General features: G+C 38.4%; 27 protein-coding genes. 13 read left to right on the forward strand and 14 right to left on the reverse strand.

What is annotated here, in order from left to right; genetic code table 11:
• Window positions 1–69: 69 nt before the first annotated feature.
• From P7V56_RS10220 to P7V56_RS10250, 7 genes are all read left to right on the forward strand, one after another.
• The gene (locus P7V56_RS10220) at window positions 70–492 is read left to right on the forward strand and encodes an acyl-CoA thioesterase (RefSeq protein WP_171221740.1); all 423 of its coding nucleotides are present in this window, start codon (window positions 70–72) and stop codon (window positions 490–492) included.
• 12 nt (window positions 493–504) lie between these two features.
• A complete protein-coding gene (locus P7V56_RS10225; protein WP_171221741.1) occupies window positions 505–1,485 on the forward strand; it encodes a carbon-nitrogen hydrolase family protein in 981 nt (326 codons plus the stop codon).
• 10 nt (window positions 1,486–1,495) lie between these two features.
• Window positions 1,496–2,617 carry a cupin domain-containing protein gene (locus tag P7V56_RS10230; RefSeq protein WP_171221742.1) on the forward strand — a complete coding sequence of 374 codons (1,122 nt, stop codon included), beginning with the start codon at window positions 1,496–1,498 and terminating at the stop codon, window positions 2,615–2,617.
• A gap of 208 nt (window positions 2,618–2,825) precedes the next feature.
• Window positions 2,826–4,046 (forward strand): retropepsin-like aspartic protease, encoded by a 1,221-nt coding sequence (locus P7V56_RS10235; RefSeq protein WP_171221743.1) that lies wholly within the window; start codon window positions 2,826–2,828, stop codon window positions 4,044–4,046.
• On the forward strand, window positions 4,043–4,957 hold the full coding sequence (locus P7V56_RS10240) for a fumarylacetoacetate hydrolase family protein (protein WP_171221744.1): 915 nt from the start codon (window positions 4,043–4,045) through the stop codon (window positions 4,955–4,957). Before P7V56_RS10235 ends, P7V56_RS10240 begins: the two co-directional genes overlap by 4 nt.
• 223 nt (window positions 4,958–5,180) lie before the next feature.
• On the forward strand, window positions 5,181–5,933 hold the full coding sequence (locus P7V56_RS10245) for a maleate cis-trans isomerase family protein (RefSeq protein ID WP_304986220.1): 753 nt from the start codon (window positions 5,181–5,183) through the stop codon (window positions 5,931–5,933).
• 90 nt (window positions 5,934–6,023) lie between these two features.
• Complete coding sequence (locus P7V56_RS10250; RefSeq protein ID WP_171221745.1) at window positions 6,024–6,437, forward strand: OsmC family protein; 414 nt, start codon at window positions 6,024–6,026, stop codon at window positions 6,435–6,437.
• 41 nt (window positions 6,438–6,478) lie between these two features.
• Here the strand turns inward: P7V56_RS10250 and P7V56_RS10255 are convergent, their stop codons facing one another.
• From P7V56_RS10255 to P7V56_RS10270, 4 genes are all read right to left on the reverse strand, one after another.
• A complete protein-coding gene (locus P7V56_RS10255; protein ID WP_205959333.1) occupies window positions 6,479–7,579 on the reverse strand; it encodes a VIT1/CCC1 transporter family protein in 1,101 nt (366 codons plus the stop codon).
• 130 nt (window positions 7,580–7,709) lie between these two features.
• A complete protein-coding gene (locus P7V56_RS10260; RefSeq protein ID WP_240976595.1) occupies window positions 7,710–9,032 on the reverse strand; it encodes an MBOAT family O-acyltransferase in 1,323 nt (440 codons plus the stop codon).
• A 95-nt stretch (window positions 9,033–9,127) separates the two neighbouring features.
• Window positions 9,128–10,162: a hypothetical protein gene (locus P7V56_RS10265; RefSeq protein ID WP_171221747.1), complete on the reverse strand. Its 1,035-nt coding sequence runs from the start codon at window positions 10,160–10,162 to the stop codon at window positions 9,128–9,130.
• A gap of 91 nt (window positions 10,163–10,253) precedes the next feature.
• Window positions 10,254–10,526 (reverse strand): DUF4242 domain-containing protein, encoded by a 273-nt coding sequence (locus P7V56_RS10270; RefSeq protein ID WP_171221748.1) that lies wholly within the window; start codon window positions 10,524–10,526, stop codon window positions 10,254–10,256.
• Window positions 10,527–10,757: 231 nt separating this feature from the next.
• Between P7V56_RS10270 and P7V56_RS10275 the strand changes: the two genes are divergently transcribed.
• Window positions 10,758–11,783 carry a hypothetical protein gene (locus tag P7V56_RS10275; protein WP_171221749.1) on the forward strand — a complete coding sequence of 342 codons (1,026 nt, stop codon included), beginning with the start codon at window positions 10,758–10,760 and terminating at the stop codon, window positions 11,781–11,783.
• A 3-nt stretch (window positions 11,784–11,786) separates the two neighbouring features.
• Here P7V56_RS10275 and P7V56_RS10280 read toward each other — a convergent pair whose 3' ends face one another.
• The gene (locus P7V56_RS10280) at window positions 11,787–13,136 is read right to left on the reverse strand and encodes a M28 family peptidase (RefSeq protein WP_171221750.1); all 1,350 of its coding nucleotides are present in this window, start codon (window positions 13,134–13,136) and stop codon (window positions 11,787–11,789) included.
• 9 nt (window positions 13,137–13,145) lie between these two features.
• On the reverse strand, window positions 13,146–14,066 hold the full coding sequence (locus tag P7V56_RS10285; RefSeq protein ID WP_171221751.1) for a T9SS type A sorting domain-containing protein: 921 nt from the start codon (window positions 14,064–14,066) through the stop codon (window positions 13,146–13,148).
• Window positions 14,067–14,337: 271 nt separating this feature from the next.
• Between P7V56_RS10285 and P7V56_RS10290 the strand changes: the two genes are divergently transcribed.
• Window positions 14,338–15,807, forward strand: a complete 1,470-nt coding sequence (locus P7V56_RS10290; RefSeq protein ID WP_171221752.1) for a tetratricopeptide repeat protein — start codon at window positions 14,338–14,340, stop codon at window positions 15,805–15,807.
• A 39-nt stretch (window positions 15,808–15,846) separates the two neighbouring features.
• Here the strand turns inward: P7V56_RS10290 and P7V56_RS10295 are convergent, their stop codons facing one another.
• Window positions 15,847–17,070, reverse strand: a complete 1,224-nt coding sequence (locus P7V56_RS10295; protein WP_171221753.1) for an aminotransferase class I/II-fold pyridoxal phosphate-dependent enzyme — start codon at window positions 17,068–17,070, stop codon at window positions 15,847–15,849.
• A 178-nt stretch (window positions 17,071–17,248) separates the two neighbouring features.
• Here P7V56_RS10295 and P7V56_RS10300 point away from each other — a divergent pair, with 178 nt between their 5' ends.
• Window positions 17,249–17,701 (forward strand): Lrp/AsnC family transcriptional regulator, encoded by a 453-nt coding sequence (locus P7V56_RS10300; RefSeq protein ID WP_171221754.1) that lies wholly within the window; start codon window positions 17,249–17,251, stop codon window positions 17,699–17,701.
• 101 nt (window positions 17,702–17,802) lie between these two features.
• Window positions 17,803–19,206 (forward strand): dihydrolipoyl dehydrogenase, encoded by a 1,404-nt coding sequence (lpdA, locus tag P7V56_RS10305; protein ID WP_171221755.1) that lies wholly within the window; start codon window positions 17,803–17,805, stop codon window positions 19,204–19,206.
• Between the two features lie 47 nt (window positions 19,207–19,253).
• On the opposite strand, the gene P7V56_RS10310 is transcribed toward lpdA, so the two are convergent.
• The 7 genes from P7V56_RS10310 to P7V56_RS10340 all read right to left on the reverse strand — a co-directional run bounded on the left by P7V56_RS10310 (window position 19,254) and on the right by P7V56_RS10340 (window position 24,694).
• Window positions 19,254–20,978, reverse strand: coding sequence for a tetratricopeptide repeat protein (locus P7V56_RS10310; RefSeq protein WP_205959336.1), 1,725 nt, complete (start codon window positions 20,976–20,978; stop codon window positions 19,254–19,256).
• A gap of 77 nt (window positions 20,979–21,055) precedes the next feature.
• A complete protein-coding gene (locus P7V56_RS10315) occupies window positions 21,056–21,478 on the reverse strand; it encodes an arsenate reductase ArsC (RefSeq protein ID WP_171221756.1) in 423 nt (140 codons plus the stop codon).
• Window positions 21,479–21,480: 2 nt separating this feature from the next.
• Window positions 21,481–22,092, reverse strand: a complete 612-nt coding sequence (locus P7V56_RS10320; RefSeq protein ID WP_171221757.1) for a class I SAM-dependent methyltransferase — start codon at window positions 22,090–22,092, stop codon at window positions 21,481–21,483.
• 5 nt (window positions 22,093–22,097) lie between these two features.
• Entirely contained in the window at window positions 22,098–23,138 is a 1,041-nt protein-coding gene (gene arsB, locus P7V56_RS10325; protein ID WP_171221758.1) for an ACR3 family arsenite efflux transporter, read from the reverse strand.
• 4 nt (window positions 23,139–23,142) lie between these two features.
• A complete protein-coding gene (locus tag P7V56_RS10330) occupies window positions 23,143–23,754 on the reverse strand; it encodes an arsenate-mycothiol transferase ArsC (protein ID WP_171221759.1) in 612 nt (203 codons plus the stop codon).
• Between the two features lie 48 nt (window positions 23,755–23,802).
• Window positions 23,803–24,279 carry a DUF6428 family protein gene (locus P7V56_RS10335; protein WP_171221760.1) on the reverse strand — a complete coding sequence of 159 codons (477 nt, stop codon included), beginning with the start codon at window positions 24,277–24,279 and terminating at the stop codon, window positions 23,803–23,805.
• Window positions 24,280–24,370: 91 nt separating this feature from the next.
• Entirely contained in the window at window positions 24,371–24,694 is a 324-nt protein-coding gene (locus P7V56_RS10340) for an ArsR/SmtB family transcription factor (RefSeq protein WP_171221761.1), read from the reverse strand.
• Window positions 24,695–24,850: 156 nt separating this feature from the next.
• On the opposite strand from P7V56_RS10340, the gene tpx reads away from it, so the two are divergent.
• Both tpx and P7V56_RS10350 read left to right on the forward strand, forming a co-directional pair.
• On the forward strand, window positions 24,851–25,348 hold the full coding sequence (gene tpx, locus P7V56_RS10345; RefSeq protein WP_171221762.1) for a thiol peroxidase: 498 nt from the start codon (window positions 24,851–24,853) through the stop codon (window positions 25,346–25,348).
• Window positions 25,349–25,356: 8 nt separating this feature from the next.
• Window positions 25,357–25,731, forward strand: a complete 375-nt coding sequence (locus P7V56_RS10350; RefSeq protein ID WP_171221763.1) for a diacylglycerol kinase — start codon at window positions 25,357–25,359, stop codon at window positions 25,729–25,731.
• Window positions 25,732–25,764 lie beyond the last annotated feature (33 nt).

Below are 25,764 nucleotides of genomic sequence, written 5' to 3' on the forward strand. Positions count from 1 at the left end.
ACGAAGTGTTCATCGAACTCAAATAAAAGATAAGAGTATTGTGAGATAATCGGGGCTAAAAAAAGATATATGAACAACTATTTTACCAAAACTGAAAAAATACGTTTCAAACACGTCGATTACGCCGGAATTGTCTTCTATCCACGATTCTTGGAAATGCTAAATGATTTAGTCGAAGACTGGTTCGAAGAAGCACTCGACCGACCTTTCTCCAAAATCCATGAAACCAATGGGATTCCGACGGTCGATTTGAAAGTCCAATTCAAAAAAGCGGCTCGCTTAGGCGAAGTCTTAACCAAAAAGCTTTGGGTTATCAAACTCGGCGGCGCCTCCGTAAATTGCGGTTTCCGTTTTGAAGACGAACAAGGCAACACTTGTTTGGAAGGAGAAGTAACGTTGGTCAACGTCGCCATCAGCAATGGTAGAGATGCTATCAAAGCGGAACCTTTCAACGAGGAAATGAAGAAAAAGCTTTCCTTATTCATAATTTAAAATAATTTTAGAATGGAATTCAAAAAATTCAAAGCCGCCACCGTACAAACGTCACCCGTTTTTCTCAACGTAGAAAAAACGATTGAAAAAGTAATTTCCTTCGTTAAAGAAGCCGGTGAAAATGGTGCTCAACTCATCGCTTTCCCCGAAGTATTCATTGCCGGTTATCCTTATTGGAACTGGATTATGACACCGGTGCAAGGCAGTAAATGGTACGAGCAATTGTATAAAAACTCGGTAGCCGTTACTGATGAAAGCATGCAACCGTTGTTCCAAGCCGCGAAAGACCACAATATGCACATTATTATTGGTATCAACGAACGCGGTGATAGCTATGGCGAAATTTACAATACCAATTTGATTATAGACAATAAAGGAAACCTCATCGGTAAACACAGAAAGCTTGTCCCAACATGGGCCGAAAAACTAACGTGGACTTCAGGCGACGGTTCTTCTTTGAAAGTGTATGATACTGAAGTTGGTCCGGTTGGAACCTTAGCATGTGGTGAAAACACAAATACCTTAGCGCGATTTACTTTATTATCACAAGGCGAATTGGTACACATTGCCAACTATATTTCGCTACCTGTTGCGCCACCCGATTATGACATGGCGGAAGCAATAAAGATTCGAGCCGCAGCCCATTCTTTCGAGGGTAAATTATTCACGATTGTTTCGTGTTCCACCATTTCTCAAGAAATCAAAGACGCTTTGCGCGAAGATGTACCGAATGTGGATGAATTGTTAACGCGTAAAAGCTCAGCCTTCTCAGGATTTATTGGTCCGAATGGCGCTGTGATTGGCGAACCGCTAATTGATGACGAAGGTATTATTTATGCGGATATCGATTTAGAAAAATGCATCCAACCGAAACAAATGCACGACATTCTCGGACATTACAACCGCTTTGATATTTTTGATTTAAGAGTCAATACCGCTCCAACGAGAAAGATTACCTTTGTAGACAATCACGAAGAGTTTAATAAAAGATAGTAGTAAAACTATGGAAACAAATAACTATTCAGACGACGTTATCGGTCGTGCCCGAGTACAAGACACCCCCGAACTCGAAGCTTATTATAAAGAACTCGAAGCCCTTGGTGCCGGTGCGCTTTGGACAGTAGCCAACGACATCGAACCTTGGGAACCTCGAGCCAATTCGGTTCCAATGCTTTGGAAATATGAAGATTTAAGAAGTCTGGTGTTAAAATCCTCCGAACTCGTAACACCCGAACAAGCCGGAAGACGTGTAGTCTATTTAATCAACGACAAACGCAAAGACGTTTCTGCTGCTGTAGGTTGGTTATATACCGGAATCCAGGTTACACGCCCGGGCGAAAGCACTTCAGCTCACCGACACCGCGCTTCTGCCCTACGTTTTATCATGGAAGGTTCTAAAGGTTACACGGTAGTGGACGGCAATAAAATAATGTTGGAAGTCAACGACTTTGTGATTACCCCAAACTCAGCGTGGCATGAACACGGCGTAGAAGAAGACGGCCAAACCTGCATTTGGCAAGACGGTTTAGACATTCCGTTAGTGAATGCTTTGGAAGCCAATGATTATGCGGTGTATGACGGGAAGCAACCTTTGGTAGCACCTATCAACCACTTGCCGTTGAGTTACAGCTGTGCAGGTTTAATTCCTGCCGATAAATCATGGGACAAACCTTATTCACCCTTATTTAAATATTCTTGGAGCAAAGTCTATCCGGCTTTATTAGACGCTCAAGTTGTCAACCATCCTGATGCTTTCGACGGAATTTTGATGCAATATTCCAATCCGTTAACCGGAGGTCATGTGATGCAAACTATGGGTGCGGCCATGCAATTGTTACCGGCCGGTTTCAAAGGCAAAGCCCACAAACATACCGGTTCTTTTGTATACCAATGTGCTAAAGGAAGCGGTTACACCATTATTAACGGACAACGTTTTGACTGGAAAGAGCGCGATATTTTCTGTGTTCCGTCTTGGGCTTGGCACGAACACCATAATGCATCGGATACTGAAGATGCCTGCTTGTTCAACTTCAACGATTTGCCGGTGATTGAAGGCTTAGGCTTATTTCAAGGAAGAGTATATGAAGAAAACAACGGACATCAAATAATTAAAAATACACCTTAAAACTTTGTTAATCACAGATTATACCACTTAAAAAATGAATAACTTTAAACTGCTTCTTTCAGTAATCATAGCCTTTGGCTTTGTTCTATTGGGTATATATCTGATTCAAAAAGAAGATCAAAACGCTGTAGTGGTTGGTTATGCCAACATTGTTTTCTTTTCAATCATATTGTTACTATCACTTATAAAATTATTTAAAAAGAAGTAAATGTTTGTCAAGTTAGCATGGTCCTTTGTAACAAATAAGAAGTCATTGAAAGCCTTAGTGCTTTTCTTTTTACTATGCGTTAAAATCAATGCCCAATCGCTATCTTTTGACCAAGGAAGTATCAAAGAAAAAGAATATTATGAGGAGATTGATATTGAAGTGGTTCACCATAAAATCATAATTCCGGTAACCATTAACAACAAAGTCTGCAAATTTTTATTAGACACCGGAGCACCAAATTTGATAACCAGTAGATTGGCAAAAGAAATTAACCCTGAAAATATTAAAAAAATTCCGATTAGTGACGCTAATAATCAGGTCGACACCATGAACATGGTTTCTATTAAATCTATTAAACTAAACAACCTTAATTTTGAAAACAATGCGGTTCTTGTAACTGACTTGGAGGAACATTTTATCCTTAAATGCTATAAAATAGATGGTTTTATTGGCAGTAACTTATTCAAAAATTCTATTTTAAAAGTTAGTTTAAAAAATAAAAAAATAACCGTTACTGATAACATCCGAAAACTCAATGTAAAATCCAAAGGAACTAAGCTAACATTATTGGGCCAGCAAAAATCACCCTTTATAGAAATAATCCTGACCGGTGAAAATGGTGAAAAAGGATATGAACATGCCTTGATAGATACCGGTATGGATGGATTTTACGAAATGTCAAATAGAGCTTATAGTACTTTTTCAAAAGAAAAAATCGTATCTGAGCGCTACAAAAGTTTTGGGACTTCTAACATTGGTTTGTTTGGTGCGCCACCACCTAAAGCACAAATACTATTGAGCGCCAAATCACTAAGAATTAATCAAACAGACTTTGAAAATTTAATCACAACTACTATGGATGATGACAATTCAAGATTGGGTTTGGATTTGTTGGAATACGGTGATATTATCATTGATTTTAAAAATAAAAAGTTTTACTTAGAGTCAACTCCCACAGTACTGTTGGACACTGTGTTTCCCGTTTATTCCCCAACACTTATCAATCAAAAGTTTGTCATTGGTCATGTTTGGGATAAAGCTTATGAAGATCAGTTACACTTTGGAGATGAAATCATTCGAGTAGGTGATTTTATCTTAAGTGAAATGGATTTTTGTGATATATTAGAATTGAAAAATTTTAGAAATAATAAAACACCATACGAATTAGAAATTCGAACTAAAGACAATCAAACCACCACAATTAAAATTGATATTAGATGAAACTACTTACCTATCAAACTGCCGACACCGAACCCCGTTTAGGCTTCCTCCACAACAATCAAGTCATCGATATGGAAGACTTTGGTGAGATTTCCAATTTCCCGCTTCCGTGTGACATGCTCGATTTGATTGATATGGGCATTGAAATCGTGGAAGAATTAAACGATATGGTAGCCGATACACCGGAAAATTTCTTTGAAGAAATAAGCTATTCCCTAGACGAAGTAACGCTCCTTGCTCCCATTCAAAAACCGAGAAAGAACATTATTGGGATTGGTTTGAATTATACCGAACACGTAGCGGAAAGCGCTCGTACACTGGACACAACAGGAAAGCTTCCGCAGAAACCGATTATTTTTTCGAAACCGCCCACTACGGTTACCGGAACCAATACCGAAATCATTAAGAACACCAAACTGACTTCGCAATTGGATTGGGAAGTAGAATTGGCGGTTGTCATTGGTAAACAAGGAAAATACGTTCCTAAAGCAGAAGCTTTGGATTATGTTTTCGGTTATACGGTGATCAATGATATTTCGGCACGTGATTGTCGCCGAGAAGGTCAATGGATTGTTTCCAAAGGACAAGATACTTTTGCGCCGATGGGACCAATATTAGTCACCAAAGACGAAATCGAAAATCCGCACAATTTGAACTTATCCTTAAAAGTAAACGGTGTGGAAAAACAAAACTCCAATACGAAGTTTTTACTATTCAACATCAACGATTTGATTGAAGATTTGAGCATCGTTTTCACCTTAGAACCGGGCGATATCATTGCGACCGGAACTCCGGCCGGGGTTGGTGCCGGACGTGATCCGCAAGAATGGTTGCACGATGGCGATGTAGTAGAAGCTACGGTGGAAGGAATAGGAACAATAGTGAATACAGTTAAAGAGATTTCTAAGTAAAAACAGACTGCGTTAGATTTGATATTAAGAGGAGGACAGCCAGTGGCTGTCAGGTATAAATAAAAGTTGCGTTAGGGATTGTAGTGAAAATCCTTTTTAAATTTCCATGGGTTTAAACCCGTGGTATTTTAAAAAGATTGTAACGGAAAGCCCGACCCGATAGGGAAACGCCCAAACATTTAAGTTCTCAGTAACCAACTTGGAACTTTAAACTTGAAACAAAATGAACAAAAAATTCAGAATAGGACAAATAGTGCCATCCTCAAACGTGACGATGGAAACCGAAATACCGGCCATTTTCAGGGCCAGAGAAACCATATTACCGGAGCGTTTTACGTTTCACAGCAGCCGCATGCGGATGAAAAAAGTGACCAAGGAAGAACTCGAAGCCATGGATGCCATGAGTTTGAAGTGCGCTCAGGAATTGTCGGATGCACACGTTGATGTGATGGGTTATGCTTGTTTGGTAGCCATCATGAGTATGGGACGCGGGTATCATTGTGTTTCGGAAGTCAATTTACACCAAGAAACAGTGGCCAATGATTTCCCTACGCCTATCGTGACTTCGGCCGGCGCTTTGATTAACGGTTTAAAAGTATTGGGAGCTAAAAAAGTTTCTATTATTACGCCTTATATGCGACCATTGACTGACTTGGTTGTAGATTATATCGAGCATCAAGGATTTGAAGTAGTCGACAGTATTGCTTTGGAAATACCCGATAATTTGGAAGTTGCGGCACAAGACCCGATGAATTTATTGGAAATCTACAAACGCTTAGACTTAACAGGTGTTGATGTCATAGTGGCTTCAGCCTGTGTGCAAATGCCATCGTTGGAAGCGGTTGATTTGATTCAGGCAGAATGTGGTATACCGGTGACTTCCGCAGCCGTTTGTACTACCTATGAAATGATGAAGAAGTTAGGCATCGAAGCTAAATCGGCTATTGGCGGTGAATTGCTGAGTGGAAAATACTAAGGCAAATTTTAATTAATTAAAAGTTAACAGCTACTACGTTGCCTTTTTAGTAAATTAGGGCTTTCAAAATAACATTATAACAATTTAGGTATGAAAAGAAGAGCAACTGCCGTTTGGAACGGCTCAGGTAAAGACGGAAAAGGTCATTTGACTACGCAAAGTACGGTTTTAAATCAGACACAATATTCTTTTGGTTCTCGTTTTGAAGAAGGAGTCGGAACCAATCCTGAAGAATTAGTAGGTGCAGCACATGCGGGCTGTTTTTCGATGAAATTGGCTTTCAACTTACAAGCAGCCGGTTTCACGGCAACCGAATTAAAAACAGAAGCAGAAATTGTTTTTGAAGACGGAACAATTGTAGCCTCCAATCTAACGCTGACCGCAAAAGTAGACGGAATTGACAACGCAAAGTTTGACGAATTGGTCAAAGATGCCGAAGCCAACTGTCCGATTTCAAAACTATTGAATACCAAAATCAGTGTAAGCTATACGCTGAATGCATAAAAATAATTTACAGTTGAAGAGGTCTTTTCAGACCTCTTTTTTTATCCCATAACGGAAACCCCAATCCATTTTCCGATTCCGAAAGTAATGGCAGCTGCTATCAATCCGAAAACTACCTGACGAAAACCGGAAAACCATACACTTTTCCCGGTAAATAAAGTAATGGCCGCACCAATTAAAAACAAACCGATGGCGCTCATAACTGTGCTGATAATGACCGCCTGCATGCCACCCCAAAAGAAAAACGGAAATACCGGGATAATGGCTCCGATAGCAAAAAGTAAAAAAGAAGTTACCGCTGCTTCCATTGCAGAACCTTTTAAATCTTCCGGGTTGATGCCTAACTCTTCTTTAATCAGCATTTCATGAGCTTGCCCTTTGTTTTTCATGATTTCGGCAGCCATTTGTTGGGCTTGTACTTCCGGGATACCTTTGGTCATATAAATGAGTGCTAATTCTTTTTGTTCTCCTTCCGGATTGGTTTCCAGTTCTTCCAACTCCAGTTGCATTTGGTTTTCATAAAGTTCCTGTGAACTCTTTACCGATATCCATTCACCTAAAGCCATTGAAAGCGCACCGGCCAATAAGCCGGCCATACCCGCCAATAAAACTTCTTCTTGGCCACTGGTGGCGCCCGCAATTCCCATGACCAAACTAAAATTGGACACCAAACCGTCATTGCCTCCCAAGACTGCGGCTCGCAAAGCATTTCCCCCTACTGAACGATGGCGTTTTTCAAATCGAGCTAAATTAGCACCGGAAACCTGATTATTGTTGCTTAGGATGTTTTTTAAAATAGTCACATGAGCTGTATCGGATAGAGATTCTTTGGTTCCGGTTTGTTTTCGCGCTTTGATAATAGAAGAAGAAACACTTTTTTCGGTGTCCAATAAAACACCCAAAATATAATCATAGCCAAATACCTTACCGATCAAATGCAATGTGCGAGCCCTTCCGGATGGTTTGGGCAAATGCGATTCCTCTAAATTGTTTTTGGCCAAAAAAGCCAAGGCATGACTGTGCTCTATCTCACTCATCTGCCTGAAAACATGAGCTACATTTTCATCTTCTTCATGCTCCGCTAAAATTTTGTAGAGATAACATACATCTACTTCGGTTTGGATACTCTTAAGACTAATCATTTTATATAGATTTAAATCACTATAAAGGTACTTCAAAAAGACCTAAGAATGAATCCAAACTACTTAATATCAACCCATAATAAAACAAAAAAAGCCGCTTAAAAGCGACTTTTTTGTCAGTACTATTCCATTAAAATTGGAAGTAAATAAATTGCTCACCACTGCCCTGCGCTATAGCAATTAAGAAGAACATTACTGCCCAAACCAGACCTAAAACTATAGGCGACTTCTTTTGAGCGACCGCTTCCATTGAAGTATTTCTCATGATCCAATGACAGATAAAAGTTATGCCTATCAGCATAAAAACTTTTACAATCGAAAATGTATCTAAAACCTTCGCTCCATCAGCATGCATAAACAACATCGACTCTATCATATTTTGTGCGGTTTCAAACTTTCGAGCTCTGAAGAAAACCCAAGTAAAATTGACACAGATGTAAGTAGCCAAGGCCAAAATGATTCCGTTCCAAAAGTTTATTTTAATAGTAATTACATTCTTCAACAAACGTTCAACCACCAAGAAAAGACCATGCAAAGCACCCCAAATCACAAATGTCCATGCTGCTCCGTGCCACAAACCACCTAATAACATGGTAAGCATTAAAGCGACATACATACGCACTACGCCTTTTCGATTGCCGCCAAGCGGAATGTATAAATAATCTCTTAACCAAGTCGACAAAGAGATGTGCCATCTTCGCCATAAATCAGAGAAACCAATGGCTGCATAGGGGTATCGAAAATTATCCGTAAGGTGAAAACCCAGCATTAAGGCCAATCCGATAGCACAAGTAGAATACCCGGCAAAATCGAAAAATATTTGTCCGGAAAAAGCTAGTGTTCCGGTCCAGGCATCCCAAGTATTCAGTACTTTATCCGAATTGAAAACGGTATCCGAGGTTTTAGACAATAAGGTATCGGCTAAGACTACTTTTTGAAACAAGCCTATAGTCAACAAAAACAAACCCCAGATAAATTGGTTGACTGTAGCTTTTTTTTCTTCATAAAATTGGGTTACCAAATCGCCTGCTCTAACAATTGGTCCGGCGACCAACTGTGGAAAGAAGGTCACATACAAGGCAAAGTCCAAGAAAGTTTTGACCCTTTCTGTTTTTCGCCAATACATATCGATGGTGTAGGACATCGTTTGAAAAGTGTAGAAAGAAATACCCATGGGCAAGATAATATCCATCGGAAGCGGATGGTAATCCATTCCCATGGCATTCACCAAGGCGGTGAAATTTTCGAGTAAAAAATTACCGTATTTGAAAAAGAACAAGAAGCCCAAATTGACAAACATGCTGAGCAGCAACCAAAATAATCGCTTTCTTTTGTTTTCTTCTACGGCCAATTCTTTTCCGGTGATCCAATCGATTACTGTTGATATCCATAACAAGATTACCAAAGGCGGATTCCACAATCCGTAAAAAACATAACTGGCAAAAAGTAACATTCGTTTTTTAAACGTCCAATTAAAAAATTTGGCATAATACAGGGCTAACACTATGACCAAAAAAACGACAAAACTTAAAGAATTAAATAGCATGGTTAATTGGTTTTAGGGTTAGACAATCCATTATCGGCATTGATAATTTTAAGAAGCTCAACGGTAAACTTTCGAGCGTCGGGAGCAGATAAATGAGACCATTCCGGGCAGTCAAACTGTAGTTGTTTGTAATCTTCAAAATAGTAACTTTTAACCTGTGCTTGTTTTACCAATTCATCCCAGAAAGTAGCTCTAGGAAAAGCCATATCTTCGCCTTTTTTGAGCATTCCACTAGATGGACATCTGACTAAAATTACCTTTCCGCCTTTGGCTTTAAACTTTTCTAAATCTTTTAAAAAGAAAGCCATAGTACTTTTTTTATCCGGTGGTGGCGCACTTTTACCAAAAAATCCCCAAACTCTCTTAATAGAATTGGCAAAAGCAGTGTCTTTGGCGGTACGTTCGGTCATGGTTGTATTTCTGTCGACACGGGTATCATTAAAATTATAAAAAGGCGGAAAATCGGGTTCTCCGGTACGGTTCCCTATTTTGATTCGGCCCAGCAAAGCTTTTAAATCTATATCATCAGACCATTCCTCTTCGCTGCCCGACATCATTACTAAATTACTTTGTAAAGGCAAGGAGATATAATGATTCAATTGTTGGGCATAAGTTCGATTGTGAAAATAATCGACTTTGGTTTGCGGACGCTTCCAAGGCGAAGCTTCAGGATAAGTGGTAGAAAAAAATAATCCGGGTGTGACACCTACGAGAATCGTTCCTTTGAAGTCGGTTTTCTCTACTAAATCGTGAAAAATCGGCAAGGGTGAGGAACCGGGTGAAGCCAACTGAAGGGGTTTTCTTCCCGTACTTTTTTCCCATTCGTCCACTTGAACATCAAAAAGAACACGAGAAGAACCAATTAAGATGACATCGTCATTGGTTAAACTTTTGACCTTGTCCCTTTGCACAGCCCAGAGATCTTTGTTGTCATCAATATTGGGGTAGAAACCCTGTGAACGCCAGTAGCCTTCCCAAGCGCCCAGACTTACTGCACTAATCAGCACAGCAATGAGTAGTGATTGTTTTAAATTCATTTTATATAGTTATTGGTTGGTTTGAAAAATATAGGATACTCGAAAGCATAAAAAAACAGCAACTTTAAATTTTAAAATTGCTGTTTTCCGGTTATTCAGCAGTCATAGGACTTATGGTATTAACCACTTTACAGATTTTATTAGCGGGGAAACCACCTTGCTTGGCGTGTTCTAAGATTAGTTGTTCATCCGGAGCCAAATAAACACAATAAATTTTATCGCCGGTTACAAAACTTTCCACCCATTGGATATCGGGACCTAAGTTTTTTAAAACACTGCAGGAGGCTTGTGAAATTCCTTTTAATTGGTCAGCGTTTAAATCTCCGGCACCCGGAATTTCTCTTTCGATAATAAATTTAGGCATAAGATTCTAATTTAAATAAACTCCTACTCTTGTGGCTTTTCGGTATTGCCCCGTTGATTTGAGTGGTTTCTGGACTCCACTGACAATTTGAGGCAATGGCAATTTAACACTTTTTTTTCTAATATATTTATTTAACCATTATTAATCAGTTACTTATAAGATAATCGGTCAAAAAAACGGCTGAGTGAATATGTTTGGTATATTTGAGTTATAACATCGAATCGCTTTCCTATGAAAAATAGTAAACTCTTGAAACAACTAGAACTTACTCACGAGCAAACTTCTCCACTGTTCCGTATCATGTTTACCCAGAACAGTCATGAGCCCAACAGAAGACATTTTGAAAACAACATTTGCGCCTTTCATATCGGGAATGGTTACATTCTTTCTGTGGCTCACAATTTAAAGACAGAAGCTAAGATTTTTAAGTCGATTGAAGAGCGAATTTTTATCCACGAAATTCTTCCTCAGTTGAATGAAGCCCAAAAGCAGTTATTTCTAAATTGCTTTCTCTTAGACGAAAGCGTTCAAAAAAGATATTGGAATAGCAATAACCCAAGCGATTATCAGTTTGCTGTTGAGACACTCAAACAAATTAATTTTGATACACGTTGGGTTACTTTTTTGGAAAAAAAAATTTGCAAGGCCCATTTGATTGTCCAATTCAAAGACCAGCATTTTTATCATAAACCCGAACTTTCTGCGCATTTTTCTTCGGCAAACTATTTTGCGGAACCGGCCATTAACCGTCATACATTTTTAGTCGAAGTGGAACTAGTGGAAGCTTTTTACGCTGATGATATAGCATTGTACCGGATTGTAAATACACCAAAAGAAATTATTCACGCAATGCCTAGTGTTTCCATTGATTATGCGATTTTGAATGATGTCCAGGAACATTACTATTGCCTGCAAAATTCGCCTACCAGTGAAGTCGGAAAACTATTGAACAAAGCCCAAATCGAAGGCTTTACGGAGCATTTTGCGATTTTCCCTGAAAGGATTGGCGGCAATTATATACTCGAAGGCTTGCGTTATTTGATTAAAGGTTATTTCCGCTTTGGTTCTTCCGGCGCGCCTTATTTGGTTTATGATGAATTGCAAAATGAGTTTAAAGTCAATGCCATTCAAAGTGAAGCCTGCCCGATTCAATTATCGATTGATAACAAACGTGATGGGAATTTTCAATATGTGAATGCGATTGCTACGCCGTTGTACAACATTAAAGAAAAGCTGGAATTTTATTTGAACCAATAATCATTATTTACCGGTACTGCGCATTACTGCCGATGGGAAAACTACAACACTTTCTTGTCCGTTTTTGTGTACGCTGGCTACCCCAAAATAATAGTTATCAATTACAATTCCTTTCAATTCAAAGGCATCCACGTTACCAACAAACCGACTATTTTCCCATTGTGGAGCAGTGGTCAAACGCCAATAAATTTTGTAGCCTATCACGGAATCATCGGCCACTTTGTCCCATTTGAGTTTGGTATTAGGTTCAACAACGCCGCCAATAGTGACATTTTTAGGTTCCGGTGGTGACCAACCTAAACCGGCTAGTACAATAGCATTGACAGCGGTGAGCTTTTTGGCATATTCAAAATTGACGCCTTCAATAACATCGCCATAATTAATTCCGTTTTCAACTCTGGTATTTTGGTGTTGGCGATTGTAATTTTCGTGGGCTTCCATAATGCGAACACCCGGATAACCCAAATCATTAAACGGACGGTGATGTCCGCCACGACCAAATCGGTCTAAACGATACACCATCATCGGATTCATTTCGGGCATGTAGGTCGTCACTGATTTATGAATGTAACGCGCCAATTGACGGGAAATCCCATCTACTTCTCCGCCATAAAAACGGCGTTGGTTTCTTTCTTTTTCGGTTTCGGTTACCGGTGTTGGCTCTGAAAATATGCGGAAAGTTCTATTGTCGATTACGCCGTCTACACCTTCAATGTTTCCTATCATATCGTTGTTTAAAACACCTATAATTTCCCAATTGTTCTTTTTGGCAAATTCCGCAAAACCTTTTCCGCCAAACAAACCTTGTTCTTCACCTGACAATCCTAAGTAAATAATACTATTTTCAAAACTGTATTTAGACAACACTCTGGCGGCTTCTATAGTTCCGGCCATGCCCGAAGCATTGTCGTTGGCACCCGGCGCATCATTGGTATAATCCATTGTATCAGAATTGCGACTGTCGATGTCGCCGGTCATAATCACAAAACGATTGGGATATTTGGTTCCTCTTTGAATAGCCACCACATTCACAACATAGGCTTCTTTGGGAATTCTGCTGCCGTCTTTAGGCGTAACCAAATCCTTTTGGTAAAAGACATCTAAACAATTTTTACACTCCTTGTCTATCTTATCAAATTCGGCTTTGATCCAACGTCTCGCTGCTCCAATCCCTCGTGTATTGGAAAGCGTGTCACTAAAGGTATTTCGGGTACCAAAATCGGCTAAAGTGCGGATGTCTTTTTCAAGGCGCTGGGCAGAAACAGCGTCAATGATAGCATAAAAGCGACTATCGGTTTGGGCAGTTACTGATATTGCCCCCATCATGGTTAAGAGTACAAAGCACTTTTTCATTTCGTTTAATTATAATTTCACAAAGGGTTGGGTTGCCATTCCCTGGTTGGTTTCCAAGGTAATGAAATAAGTGCCTTGGGATAAGAAACCAACATCGATAGCAACACTATCGAAAGTTACTACTTTTTGACCTAACATATCATAAATAAAACCGGCTTTAACAATTGTTTGAGGTGATAAGACCAGATTCAACTTTCCGTTGGTTGGATTGGGATAAATGGAAAAGTTAACTGTGCTGAGAGTATTGGGAACCGATAAAGCACAAGTGCTATTGCAATCTGTTGTTAGGGTTTTGCCTGTCGTATTAAAATTAATCCCGTAAAACACGGCATCGAATTCACCTTCATCATAACAAATATAATTCAGCAACGGATTGTTGCCAAACTCAAAATTGTGCAACGGTGGCGGCACTTGTCTGCCATATCTGGCAAAATCACTAGACACTATTCCGTTCTTTAGATACAAACTGGTTAAAAAGGGATTGTTTGCAATCCATAAAAATCGAACTTGTGTTCCGCAAAGGTTAATGGTAGTCAGCGAAGTATTTTCGCCCCAAATTCTCCACAATGCGGGGAGGTTTTGCAAATCCACAGCCGTTATTGGATTATTGGAAAAATTAATACTTTGCAAATGGGGCAGATTCTCAATGCCTTGGAGCGATGTTAAACCACAATTCATACAACTGATTCCGTTTAAATTATTTAAGCTGCCTAACGGTAATAAAGTCAAATTGTTATAGTTACAATTTAACCAACTCAGGTTCATAAAGTTTTCTATTCCCGATAAGGAAACAATTGAGGAATTACTCAAATCAAGTTGATAAACTGCCATGGCCTCAGCCGCTTCAATTTCGTTATCGTTGTTGGCATCAATTACTATAAAATTGTTGTCACTACCAACCGCAGTTCCGTTATTTACGGTGGCTGTCAACAGCTTGTTTTTAAAATTGATATCCTGAAAATTGATTATTTGTGCTTGAGTGCACAAACACAATACAAGGAAAATACAACAGAAGTAACTTTTAGTCATCAAGCTAATTATTTACAAATGATAAAGTTATACAATTTGGTGAAGTATTTAATTACAACTAAATAATAATCTTTGAAAAAAGTATTTTATTTTTCCGGGGTAAAATATAACTATATTTGGTTTTGATTATCTATTTTGGAGTCAAATTAAATTAAGACATAAGCACCTCAACATGAAAAAAATACTTTACCTTATATTACTAACCAATATCAGTAATACTATTTTTTCTCAACCCTTTAAAAGAACCGTTTTTGATTACAAGCAACTGCCTTATAGTTACGCAAAGTGTGATGATACAGTACTTGCAGAATTAGACAAAGCCATCAATGCTGTCAATCAGTATAACAGTTCCGAAGCGGTGTTGATTGCCAAAGCAATTTATGACACTCATGAAAATTGTACTGAGTCGCATTTGATTTACGGGATGAGTTTATTTAGAAACGGAAAGGTTTTAGAAGGATTGGAAATTATTGACAAAGCCATTTCAAAATTTGGCAGTTTTCCTGATTTGATTAAGCAAAGAATATCGATGCAATTGGAACTGTATGAAAATGGTGTTGGCCAAAAAAATATTGACGGTAATAGTATCTTCACTTCCGGAAAGAATGCCCTACCTTTTGAGGAAGAACAATTCAAAAGCGAAAATCTGAATAACGCCTTAACGGATTTGGAGTACCTGACTTCTCTTTTACCTGATGATTTCAACAATCAATACCTGTTTGGGCGAGTACTGCAAACCAAAAATGAATTCGAAAAATCGAATATTGTATTTGAAAAACTGACCCAAGTACCGGATTATAGTTTGGTAGCAAAATACAATTTGGCACAAAACTACAATAGTTTAAAACAATACGACAAGGCCGAAAATGAGTATTTATCCCTTCTAGAAATCAAACCCGATGAACCTGAAATACTGAGAGCTATAGCGCGCTTTTATGAAGAGCAAAATAAAGCTACCCAACAAGAACACTACGAAAAACTGGCTTATTACTTTACTTGTGTACCTAACTTTTTAGATTTCCCTTATACTCCTGAAAATTTTAATATGGTAAGTATTTTTGGAGACGGAAAAATACCTGCCAAGGAAAAATCAGAAAAATTAAAAGACATTCAAAAAAATCAACCTCAGGAAATCTTGATTAATATTTGCTTGGTAATATTAAATATCCATACCAATCATGGCAATGGTTTAGAAACAGAAGCTACCAAAATTCTTCAAAAAATAGGCAAACCGGCTTTAGATAAAACACACCAACTCTTATTTACCGATATTTCAACCTGTACAGTTTCTAATTTGGGAGAAATTATGGCTACAGTAAAAGACGAAAGTTCCTGGAACGTTTTTGTTGAATATCTTCCCAACATAGCCAATATGCCATCAACCTTAATTCCACCTAATATGCCCGAACTCATTATCCAATTTGATGAAGAAAGAGGTTTAAAAGAAGTTTTAAAAATAACAAAAGGTTTACTTTCTCAAGAAAAAAAACAATCAGATTCACCGTTTGCCGGTTTGGGTTCTGACTATGTTTTTTATTTGCCTCTAAAGGAGCTAAACACTCAAAAAGTTATCAAGGCCGCTAAAGATTTAGGGTACACAGAGGCCGAAATTGCTTTGTTAAAAAAAGAAATTAAAGACTAAAGTCGACAGTCCAATATTTTAACAATTCAAACTATAAATTTAAAAAACGTTCAGTTCAGTCATACACCGTTTCATCATTTGATAAGTGCGTTCAATATCGTTGTCTAACCCAATAGAGAAACGGATCAATCCGTCTGTCAACCCCATTTCTTGTTGCTCTTCCATAGGAATTTCACTCGAAGTAGAAGTTCCAGGAGCGCTAAATAGTGTTTTATAAAAGCCCAAACTTACCGCCAAGTAACCCAAGTTTCTGTGTTGCATTAATTCCATTAATTCATTGGCTTTATCCAAAGTACCTACATCAATCGTCATCATGCCGCCAAAACCGTATTCGGGATTGATCATACTCGCATACAATTCGTGACTCGGATGACTCGGCAAACCGGGATAAACGACTTTCAAACCGTCTTGTTCAAATTTTTGAGCCAAATACAAGGCATTATGACTATGCTGTTTTATGCGAATGTGTAATGTGCGTAAGTTTTTTAAAATACTGGAAGCCCGAAGACTGTCCATCGTTGGCCCCAAAAGCATGCTCGCACCGTCATTTACATTCTTCAAATCATTGATAAAATCCTGCGAAGCACAAACCACGCCACCAACGGTATCACTACTGCCGTTGATAAACTTAGTCAAACTGTGAATTACTACATCGGCACCCAACTTAGCAGGAGCGACAGATAAAGGCGAAAAAGTATTGTCAACGACTAATTTAATATTGTGCTCTTTGGCAATAATCGCTAAAGCTTCTATATCGGCTACTTCCAATAACGGATTGCTTACCGTTTCACAATACAACACTTTTGTATTGGGCGTAATCGCGGCAACTACTTGGTCCAATTTGGTAATATCCACAAAACGGGTTTTGATATTCCATTTGGGCAACATGTTTTTCATAAAAGCATACGTTCCTCCGTAAATGGTGCGGCTGGAGACAATCTCATCTCCGGCAGCACACAACTGGAGCAAAACAGGCGTAATCGCACCCATACCGGAGGCTGAAACGTTGGCACTTTCCGTACCTTCCATCGCAGCCAAAGCTTGTCCTAAATACAAATTCATAGGCGAAGAATGGCGTGAGTATAAATAACAACCTTCGGCATTGCCTTCAAAAGTATCAAACATGGTTTTGGCCGAAAGAAAAGTATAAGTCGAGCTATCAGAGATAGAAGGATTCACGCCTCCAAACTCTCCGAAGTATTGCAAATCCTGGATTTTATCGGCAGGATGAAAAGGTTCTAAAGTAGATTGTTCGTAGTTCATTAGGATATATATTTAACAATTCAAAATTGAACATATATAGATTAATAATCAATACAAATATTTATTTATAGAATAAAAATCTATCTTTAATACGAAAGTTAGTTTTTAATACTATATTTGATGTAAATTTCAATCAATCCTAGATTTTAAAACTAAAACCAAACTCATTACTCTTTAAATGGACACTACTGATAAAAAACTCCTCGCCCTGCTCCAACAAGACACTAAAAAAACCACCAAAGAGCTGTCGGTAAAACTAAATCTTTCCGTTACTGCCGTATACGAACGCATCAAAAAACTCGAACGCGAAGGCATCATTGATCAATATGTAGCCTTACTGAATCGGAATAAAATTGATAAAAGTTTTGTAGTTTTTTGTCATATCAAATTGATTCAACACACCAAAGAATTCTTAACCACTTTTGAACACCAAGTAGTAAAACTTGACGAAGTTTTAGAGTGTTTTCACGTTAGTGGTGATTACGATTATATCTTAAAAATATGTGTCAAAGACATGGAAGCTTACCGCGAATTTATGGTAACCAAACTGACTACACTGCAACACATTGGCAGTACACACAGCACTTTCATGATTGGGGAAGTTAAAAATACCACGGCATTTACAATATGAAATGAACTATAGTTTTTAAGCAAAGAATTTCTCTTTTTAGTGAAATAAAAACTGTAATTTTGTGACGCAAAAAAATAAAACACACTAATTTATATACTATCATGAGTTCATTTGACGTTGTCATCATAGGTTCAGGGCCGGGCGGATATGTTTCGGCTATTCGTTGTGCCCAATTGGGTTTCAAAACCGCTATCATTGAAAAATACAGTACTTTAGGAGGAACTTGCTTGAATGTAGGTTGTATTCCATCCAAAGCTTTATTAGCCTCTTCTCATCATTATGAAGAATTGCAACACTTTGCTGACCACGGTATCGAAGTTTCGGGCGAAGTAAAAGTAAATTTAGAAAAAATGATTGCCCGCAAACAAGCGGTAGTGGACCAAACCAGCGGTGGTGTGAAGTTTTTAATGGACAAAAACAAAATCACCGTTTTCGAAGGATTAGGTTCATTTGAAGATGCTACACATGTTAAAGTAACCAAAGCCGACGGTTCATCAGATGTAATCGAAGGAAAAAATATCATCATCGCAACAGGTTCAAAACCATCAACGTTGCCGTTTATCAAATTAGACAAAGAAAGAGTAATCACTTCTACCGAAGCCTTGAAATTACCTGAAGTACCGAAACACCTAATCATCATTGGTGGTGGCGTTATCGGAATTGAATTAGGACAAGTGTACTTAAGATTAGGCGCTCAAGTTTCGGTCATCGAATTCTTAGACCGAATTATTCCGGGTATGGATGGCGGTTTGTCTAAAGAGCTAACCAAAGTTCTGAAAAAACAAGGCATGAAATTCTACACTTCTCACAAGGTAAAAGAAGTAACCCGAAAAGGTAAAAACGTAACGGTTTTAGCCGATGATGCTAAAGGCAATACCGTAACTTTTGAAGGCGATTATTGTTTGGTAGCCGTTGGTCGTCGTCCTTATACTGACGGATTGGCTGCCGATAAAGCCGGTGTAAAAGTTACCGAAAGAGGTATGATTGAAGTAAACGATCATTTACAAACCAATATTCCGAATATTTACGCGATTGGTGATGTAGTTCGCGGTGCCATGTTGGCCCACAAAGCCGAAGAAGAAGGAACGCTTGTTGCTGAAATCATAGCAGGTCAAAAACCACACATCGATTATAACTTAATTCCGGGTGTAGTGTACACTTGGCCTGAAGTAGCTGCTGTGGGTAAAACCGAAGAGCAATTAAAAGCTGACGGAGTTAACTACAAAGCCGGAAGTTTCCCTTTCAAAGCTTTGGGAAGAGCTCGTGCCGGTGGCGATATTGACGGTTTCGTTAAAATTTTAGCCGACGCCAAAACAGACGAAGTTTTAGGCATTCACATGATTGGTGCACGTTGTGCCGATTTGATTGCTGAAGCCGTAACCGCAATGGAATTCAGAGCTTCAGCCGAAGATATATCCAGAATGTCTCATGCGCATCCGACTTTCGCAGAAGCCATTAAAGAAGCAGCTTTAGCCGCTACAGACAACAGAGCATTACACGTATAATCAATGCAAACAAATAAAAAAAGCCGACTCAAAAGAGTCGGCTTTTTTTATTTTATTCTGGAGGTTTCTATCTTAATGTCTGCCGTGGCCCAGCTTTTGGTTAATAAGGTCTGAGTTTCTTTTACCTTTTTCAGGTCATTGAGTTTTTGGTAAGCAAACAAAAGGCCGTGTTGCGCCCAACCGTTATTTTTGAGTTGCTTCAAATCTTCCTGATAAGTTACAATCGCCTCTTTGTATTTTCCGGCTTCCATTTGTACAGCACCTAAATGATGCCGCACCGAGAAAAACCAATCCGGCGGTTCGTTATAATTCAGTTTGTCTTCAATAACAACGGCCGCTTTAAGTTCGGTTATACTTTCATTGTATTTCTTTTCTGAAGCCAAAATTTCTCCTCTCAAAACGTGAACCGCAATTTGCAATATATCCGCCATCGAATTGATTTCCCAAATGGTCATTTGTTTCATCATTGGGTTTTGAGTTAATTTTTCAAGCGTGGCCAATTCTTTTTTGGCATTGTTTATATTCTTTTTTCCTAAAAAAGCCATTCCTTTTGCATAATGCGCCACAGCAGACGGATAAGTCAAAGTATCCGAAACCAATTTCATTTTAAGGATATCTTCCCATTTCCCAAACTTTACCGCCACAAAATAAGGAATCACATAATAGTGTTGAAGTGTACCCAAACCGGGTTGAATCATGTTTTGAGGATGAACCAATTTGGCGGTTTGTGCTGCGCCTAGTTTGGCCCAATGGTAATTTCCTTCCAAAGTTGCCGTGGCAGCCAAAAAGTGATAATTATGCGGATAGTAAGCCAATGGATAAGCCCCTTGAGCGTGACACAATGTTACATAAGCGCTGTCAATTTTAACCGCGTTGATATTGGCTAAAGTTCCTTTGTGGTATTCTCCCGTACGGATATAAATGTGTGATGACATGTGTACCAAATGTCCCGAGTCGGCAAAAAGACCTTCATCAAAAAGCTTGGCCGCAGTATTTCCTCTTTCGGGCGTGTCGGAGGATTCTACCGCATGGATGTAAAAATGGTTGGCACCAATATGACGCGGATTCTTGGTTAAGATTTTATTGAGTAAGCTTTCGATTTCGGGAGTCCATTCTTTGGGTTTCCCCGACTTATCATACAAATCCCAAGGATGCATGTCCATAACCGATTCAACATACAAAGTGGCAATGTCTAAATCTTCGGGATATTTATCGGTTAACCTTTGCATAGCTTTTGAATAGGCCAAATCGAGCGGTTTACGGTCATCAACGGGTTTGGCAGTATATCTTTTGGCCAAAGCCGTAATCAAATCTTTTTCTTTGGGAGTAACTTTATCCGCTAATTTTATCGCTTTTTGTATGGCATCATAAGCCTTTTGATAATTATCAGGATCCATACCCGCATTATAATTTGGGCCCAAAACATAAGCATAACCCCAATATGCCATGGCACAATTGGGATCTAGTTTTGCTGCATAATAAAATGACCTCGCGGCTTCATTGTGATTAAAACCATAGGCCAAAGCCAATCCTTGGTTAAAATAGCGCTGTACTTTTTTATCGGTAGTAGTAACCGGGTAATGCAGTACTTCCATTCCTTTAAATAACGGAGCCACTTTATTCGATTTAAACCATTCTGCATCCGTTATTGCCGGTGCACAGCCATAAATTGTTTTACCGACCAAAGGCTTTGCTTCATCAGTTTCTGCCTTTTTACAAGAGCCCAAAACCAACAGAAAAGCAATGATTAAAAACCTATAAAGAATATTCATAATCAATTATTTACACTATCAAATTTAGTGAAAAATATGATTTATAAACTTGGTACTGTTTAAAATAAAAAACCAACTCAATTGAGTTGGTTTTCATTTACAAAGGTTTTGCAATAGTCTTTAATCATTGCTCTTACTCTCCTAAATTCTTCTATCACTTCCATCGTAGAACCTTTTACTTTCGATGGGTCAGGGAAATTGTGGTGCAACTTTATGGCTTGGGTTGGAAAAAAAGGGCAACGCTCTTTAGCATTATCGCAAACCGTGATTACATAATCAAACGGAATGTCAAAATATTCATCTACATTATTGGAAGTGTGTTTCGAAATATCAACACCATCTTCTTTCATGATGGCTTTAGCCAAAGCATTGACTCCATGAGTTTCTACTCCGGCTGAATAAACCCTTACTTTATCGGGATTGGCAAAATGTGCCAAATACCCTTGTGCCATTTGGCTTCGGCAACTGTTACCGGTACATAAAACTAATATATTTTTCATGTTTATTTTCGCTTAAAGCCACAAAACAAAAAGTTCTGTGTAGTATCAAAAGGCGTTGGATGATCTTCGGCAAAACAGCCCGTTAAGTCAAAGTCTTTTTCAAACACCAAACGCAAACTTTCCATATTGTATTGTGAAATTTCCAAACCACTGCATTTTTTTGGTCCGTTATCCGAGAAAGTACCTATAAAAAGCTTTCCGTCATTGGCTAAAGCCCGACTAACAATACTTGAGTACTTCTCTATATCATTAACTTGGGTCAAAAAATGAAAGCAAGCTCGGTCATGCCAAAAATCATACTGCTTCGAAGGATTGAAATCCAGAACATCCGAAACGATAAAAGTAACTTTAGCTGCCTTTTCGCCTAACCTATTCTTAATTCTTTCAATAGCATTCGCCGAAATGTCGAGCAAAGTCAAATTGGTGTAACCTAAATCCAACAAAGCATCCATCAAATAACTGTCGCCTCCGCCAATATCGATGATTTTTGCATCCAAAGGCAAGTGTAGAGCAGTTATAAAATCAACGGAAGTTTTAGGATATTGCTGATACCAACTCACCTCTTTCTCAGTCTTGGTGGAAAATACGTTTTCCCAATGTTCTTTTCTTTCCATAAGATTTAAATGTTTTTTGTAAAATACTTTTTTCTAAGCCAGAAAGCCACATTGACTAAAATAATTAACGCCGGTACTTCCACCAACGGACCAATTACTCCTGCGAATGCTTGTCCGCTGTTAATCCCGAACACGCCGATGGAAACCGCTATCGCCAACTCGAAATTATTACCTGATGCGGTAAATGATAAAGCAACTGCATCTCGGTAATTCGCACCAATTTTCTTCGAGACAAAAAACATCAAGAAGAACATTACAGCAAAAAAAACAACTAACGGAATGGCTATTCGAATAACATCTAAAGGTAAATCGACTATCATTTCGCCTTTCAAACTAAACATTACTACTATAGTGAAAAGCAATGCAATTAAAGTAATTGGTGAAACAAACGGAAGGAACTTTTGGTTGAACCATTTGTCACCTATAAATTGCTTAATGGCATACCTACTAACAACCGCCAAAACAAAAGGAATACCGAGGTAAATCCCAACTGTTTGGGCTATCTCGGCTATTGTGATATTTAGTTCTAATCCTTTTATGCCAAATAACGGCAACATGATTTCTAAATAAAAATAAGCATATAAACTAAAGAAAAAAACTTGCAACAAACTATTGATCCCAATCAAACCGGCCGTTAATTCACGGTTGCCTTCGGCCAATTCGTTCCAAACAATCACCATCGCAATACAAGGCGCAATGCCAATAATGATTAAGCCGGTCATGTATTCGGGATAATCTTTGAGGAAAAATGTTGCCAGTAAAAACATCAAAAAAGGTCCGACTATCCACGTGATCAAAAAGGAAGCGGTTAGTAATTTAGGCTGCTTAAACATTTGCGGGACTTTCGAGAAGTCGATTTTCGTCAGCGGCGGATACATCATTAGGATTAACCCAATCGCTAAAGGAACATTAGTCGTACCGGAAGAAAACGAATTGATAAAATCATCAGAATTCGGAATAAAATAGCCAATACCGACGCCAAGTAACATGGCTAAAAAAATCCACAACGTTAAAAATCGGTCTAAAAATCCCAGTCTTTTTTTCATAGGTTTATTTTTTTAATTTGGAAAAAACATAAAACATTTCAGAAGCAATTTGCAAACTGCGCTCTGCGTATTTTTCATCCATCAAGTCCGTACCGTCAAAGGCTTTCGGATCATCATATTTTATGGGGAATCTTGCTTCGGCACCCAAAACCATCGGACAACCTTCATCGGCATTATTGCACGTCATGATGGCACCAAAATGAGTTTTCGGATTAAACTCGTCGAAATAAGCTTTAGAAAAACAAACAATCGGATGTTGATTATCCGAAAATTTAACCGCATAAACCGGATTTGATTCCTGACTCAACTTTTGGATTCGAAAGCCTTGATTGGACAACGTCTCGCCCACTTTGGGAAACATCGCCGTAGCTTCGGTTCCGCCCGAATAGCAAAATACCTTTTGAATTCCGAAATGAGATGCCATCGTTTGAGCCCAAATTTGAGACAAATGACTTCTGCGCGAATTGTGGGTGCAAATAAAATTCAAACGAATCTCATCCTCAGAATTCACTTTGTTTTGAATATAATCCACTAAGGGATTCAAAACCTCCTTTCGATCATTTGAAACAGCAATTTCAGCAATGGATTTTATAGTTTTTGATAAATTTTCGAACATATTCGTATTGTTTATTATAATTTTATTGGTGAACTTAAGACTATTTAATTAACAACAACCCGAATCAGGCGAACAACAAGAAGTTTCCTTTGGTTTCCACTCGCCTATTTTAGTTTTAATTTTTTCTGCCGGAATTCCACAATTATCTTTAGCCAAACAATCGGTTTGTTTTGAAGTCAATAAAAAATTAGTGCCGTCAAAATCTAAATTGAATTTACCAATAGTGTCCTTCATTTGGTATTCGACTTCTATCTCTAAATCGGGAATTTGAAGTTTGGCTTCTGACAATTCTATAATATGGACCAACTTTTCTGGATGTAATCTGTGGTCATAATCATTGGCTTCCCAGAGTTGAAAATTCACTACTTCTTCCTTTCGAACTACGCCACCGCAATCGATAAAATGTTTGGTCACTTTGCCCACTTCGGTTACGTGAAAATGATTGGGAACCAAGTCACCGTTAGGCAATTGGAAAGCTATGGTTGACAGGCTTTTTAATTCTTTTTTAATTTGTGATAATTTCATAATTAGATTGTTAGATTGTTAGACTTCTTAGATTGTTAGACTTCTTAGATTGTTAGAAAGAAACTCTTCCCTTTTCCCTTTTCCCTTATAATTAACAACATTTGTTTTTGAGTTTGTGGCGAATCATACCAAAATGGTTTTCGATTTTATCAATCGTATCCGGATTGATGCAATAACAAATAGCGGTTCCTTCAATGGTTCCTTTGATGATGTTCGCGTTTTTCAATTCCTTCAAATGCTGGGAAATGGTTGGTTGTGCCAAGGGTAATTCGTTGACAATATCGCCGCAGATACAACTTTCAACCGTCAACAGATAATCGACAATAGCAATTCGCGCCGGATGTGATAGTGCTTTAAACAAGGTTGCCATCTCGTTGTGTTCTGCTGAAAATGATTCTGATTTTGATGCGCCCATGATTTCTTTAAATTATTATATTGCAATATTACGATAAAACAATAATACAAACCAAATGTTTTTTCAATTATCTCAACTTCCCATACGTAATTCATAATTCGTAATTCGTAATTCCCAATATTTTCATTACTTTTGGCATTCAAAAATTGTAAAAAAATGGCAGTAGTTACCTTGGGCGGAAGCCCCATAAACACCAATGGTTCGTTACCAAAAGTAGGGTCAAAAGCCCCTGAATTTCAATTAGTAAAACAAGATTTAGCCATCGCTTCTTTGGCTGATTTTGCCGGAAGTAAATTGGTATTAAACATTTTTCCCAGCATTGATACCAGTACTTGTGCCACTTCAGTGAGAACTTTTAACGCTAAAGCGAGTGCTTTAGAAAACACTAAAGTATTGTGTATTTCCCGAGATTTGCCTTTTGCCCAAAAACGCTTTTGTGGTGCCGAAGGTTTAGACAACGTCATCAATCTTTCCGATTTCAATACCGGAAATTTTGGGAAAACGTATGGCTTAGAAATCACTGAAGGTGCTTTCTCAGGTTTACACGCAAGAGCTGTAGTTGTAATTGACGAAAACGGCACGGTAAAACACACCGAATTGGTTGCAGAAATAGCCAACGAACCTAACTATGAATCTGCTTTAGCAGCACTATAAGTAAGCCCATGGCCTTTGAAAAAGACAATTCCTTCATCACCGGAAGATTAAAAAGTGTTGGTTATGCCTTTAAAGGGGCGATAAAACTCATTACTACCGAACACAGTGTGATGGTGCAGTTTTCATTGGCTATCATCATGATTATCGCCGGATTTTACTTTGAAATCGACCGTTACGAGTGGATGATGCAAATGTTGGCTTTTGGCTTGGTATTAGGCATTGAAAGCTTGAATACCGCTGTGGAAAAAATAGCCGATTTTGTGCATCCTGAATTTCATGACCGAATTGGTTTTATCAAAGATATAGCCGCCGGTGCCGTACTATTTGCCGCCTTAGCTGCAATTGCTGTAGGTTTACTCATTTATGTTCCGAAATTTTTATAAATAGTCGATTTAATTTCTATTTTTATAGCGTTA

Origin of the sequence: Flavobacterium sp. IMCC34852 (genome assembly GCF_030643905.1) — a bacterium.
In the GTDB taxonomy this organism is placed as follows: domain Bacteria; phylum Bacteroidota; class Bacteroidia; order Flavobacteriales; family Flavobacteriaceae; genus Flavobacterium; species Flavobacterium rivulicola.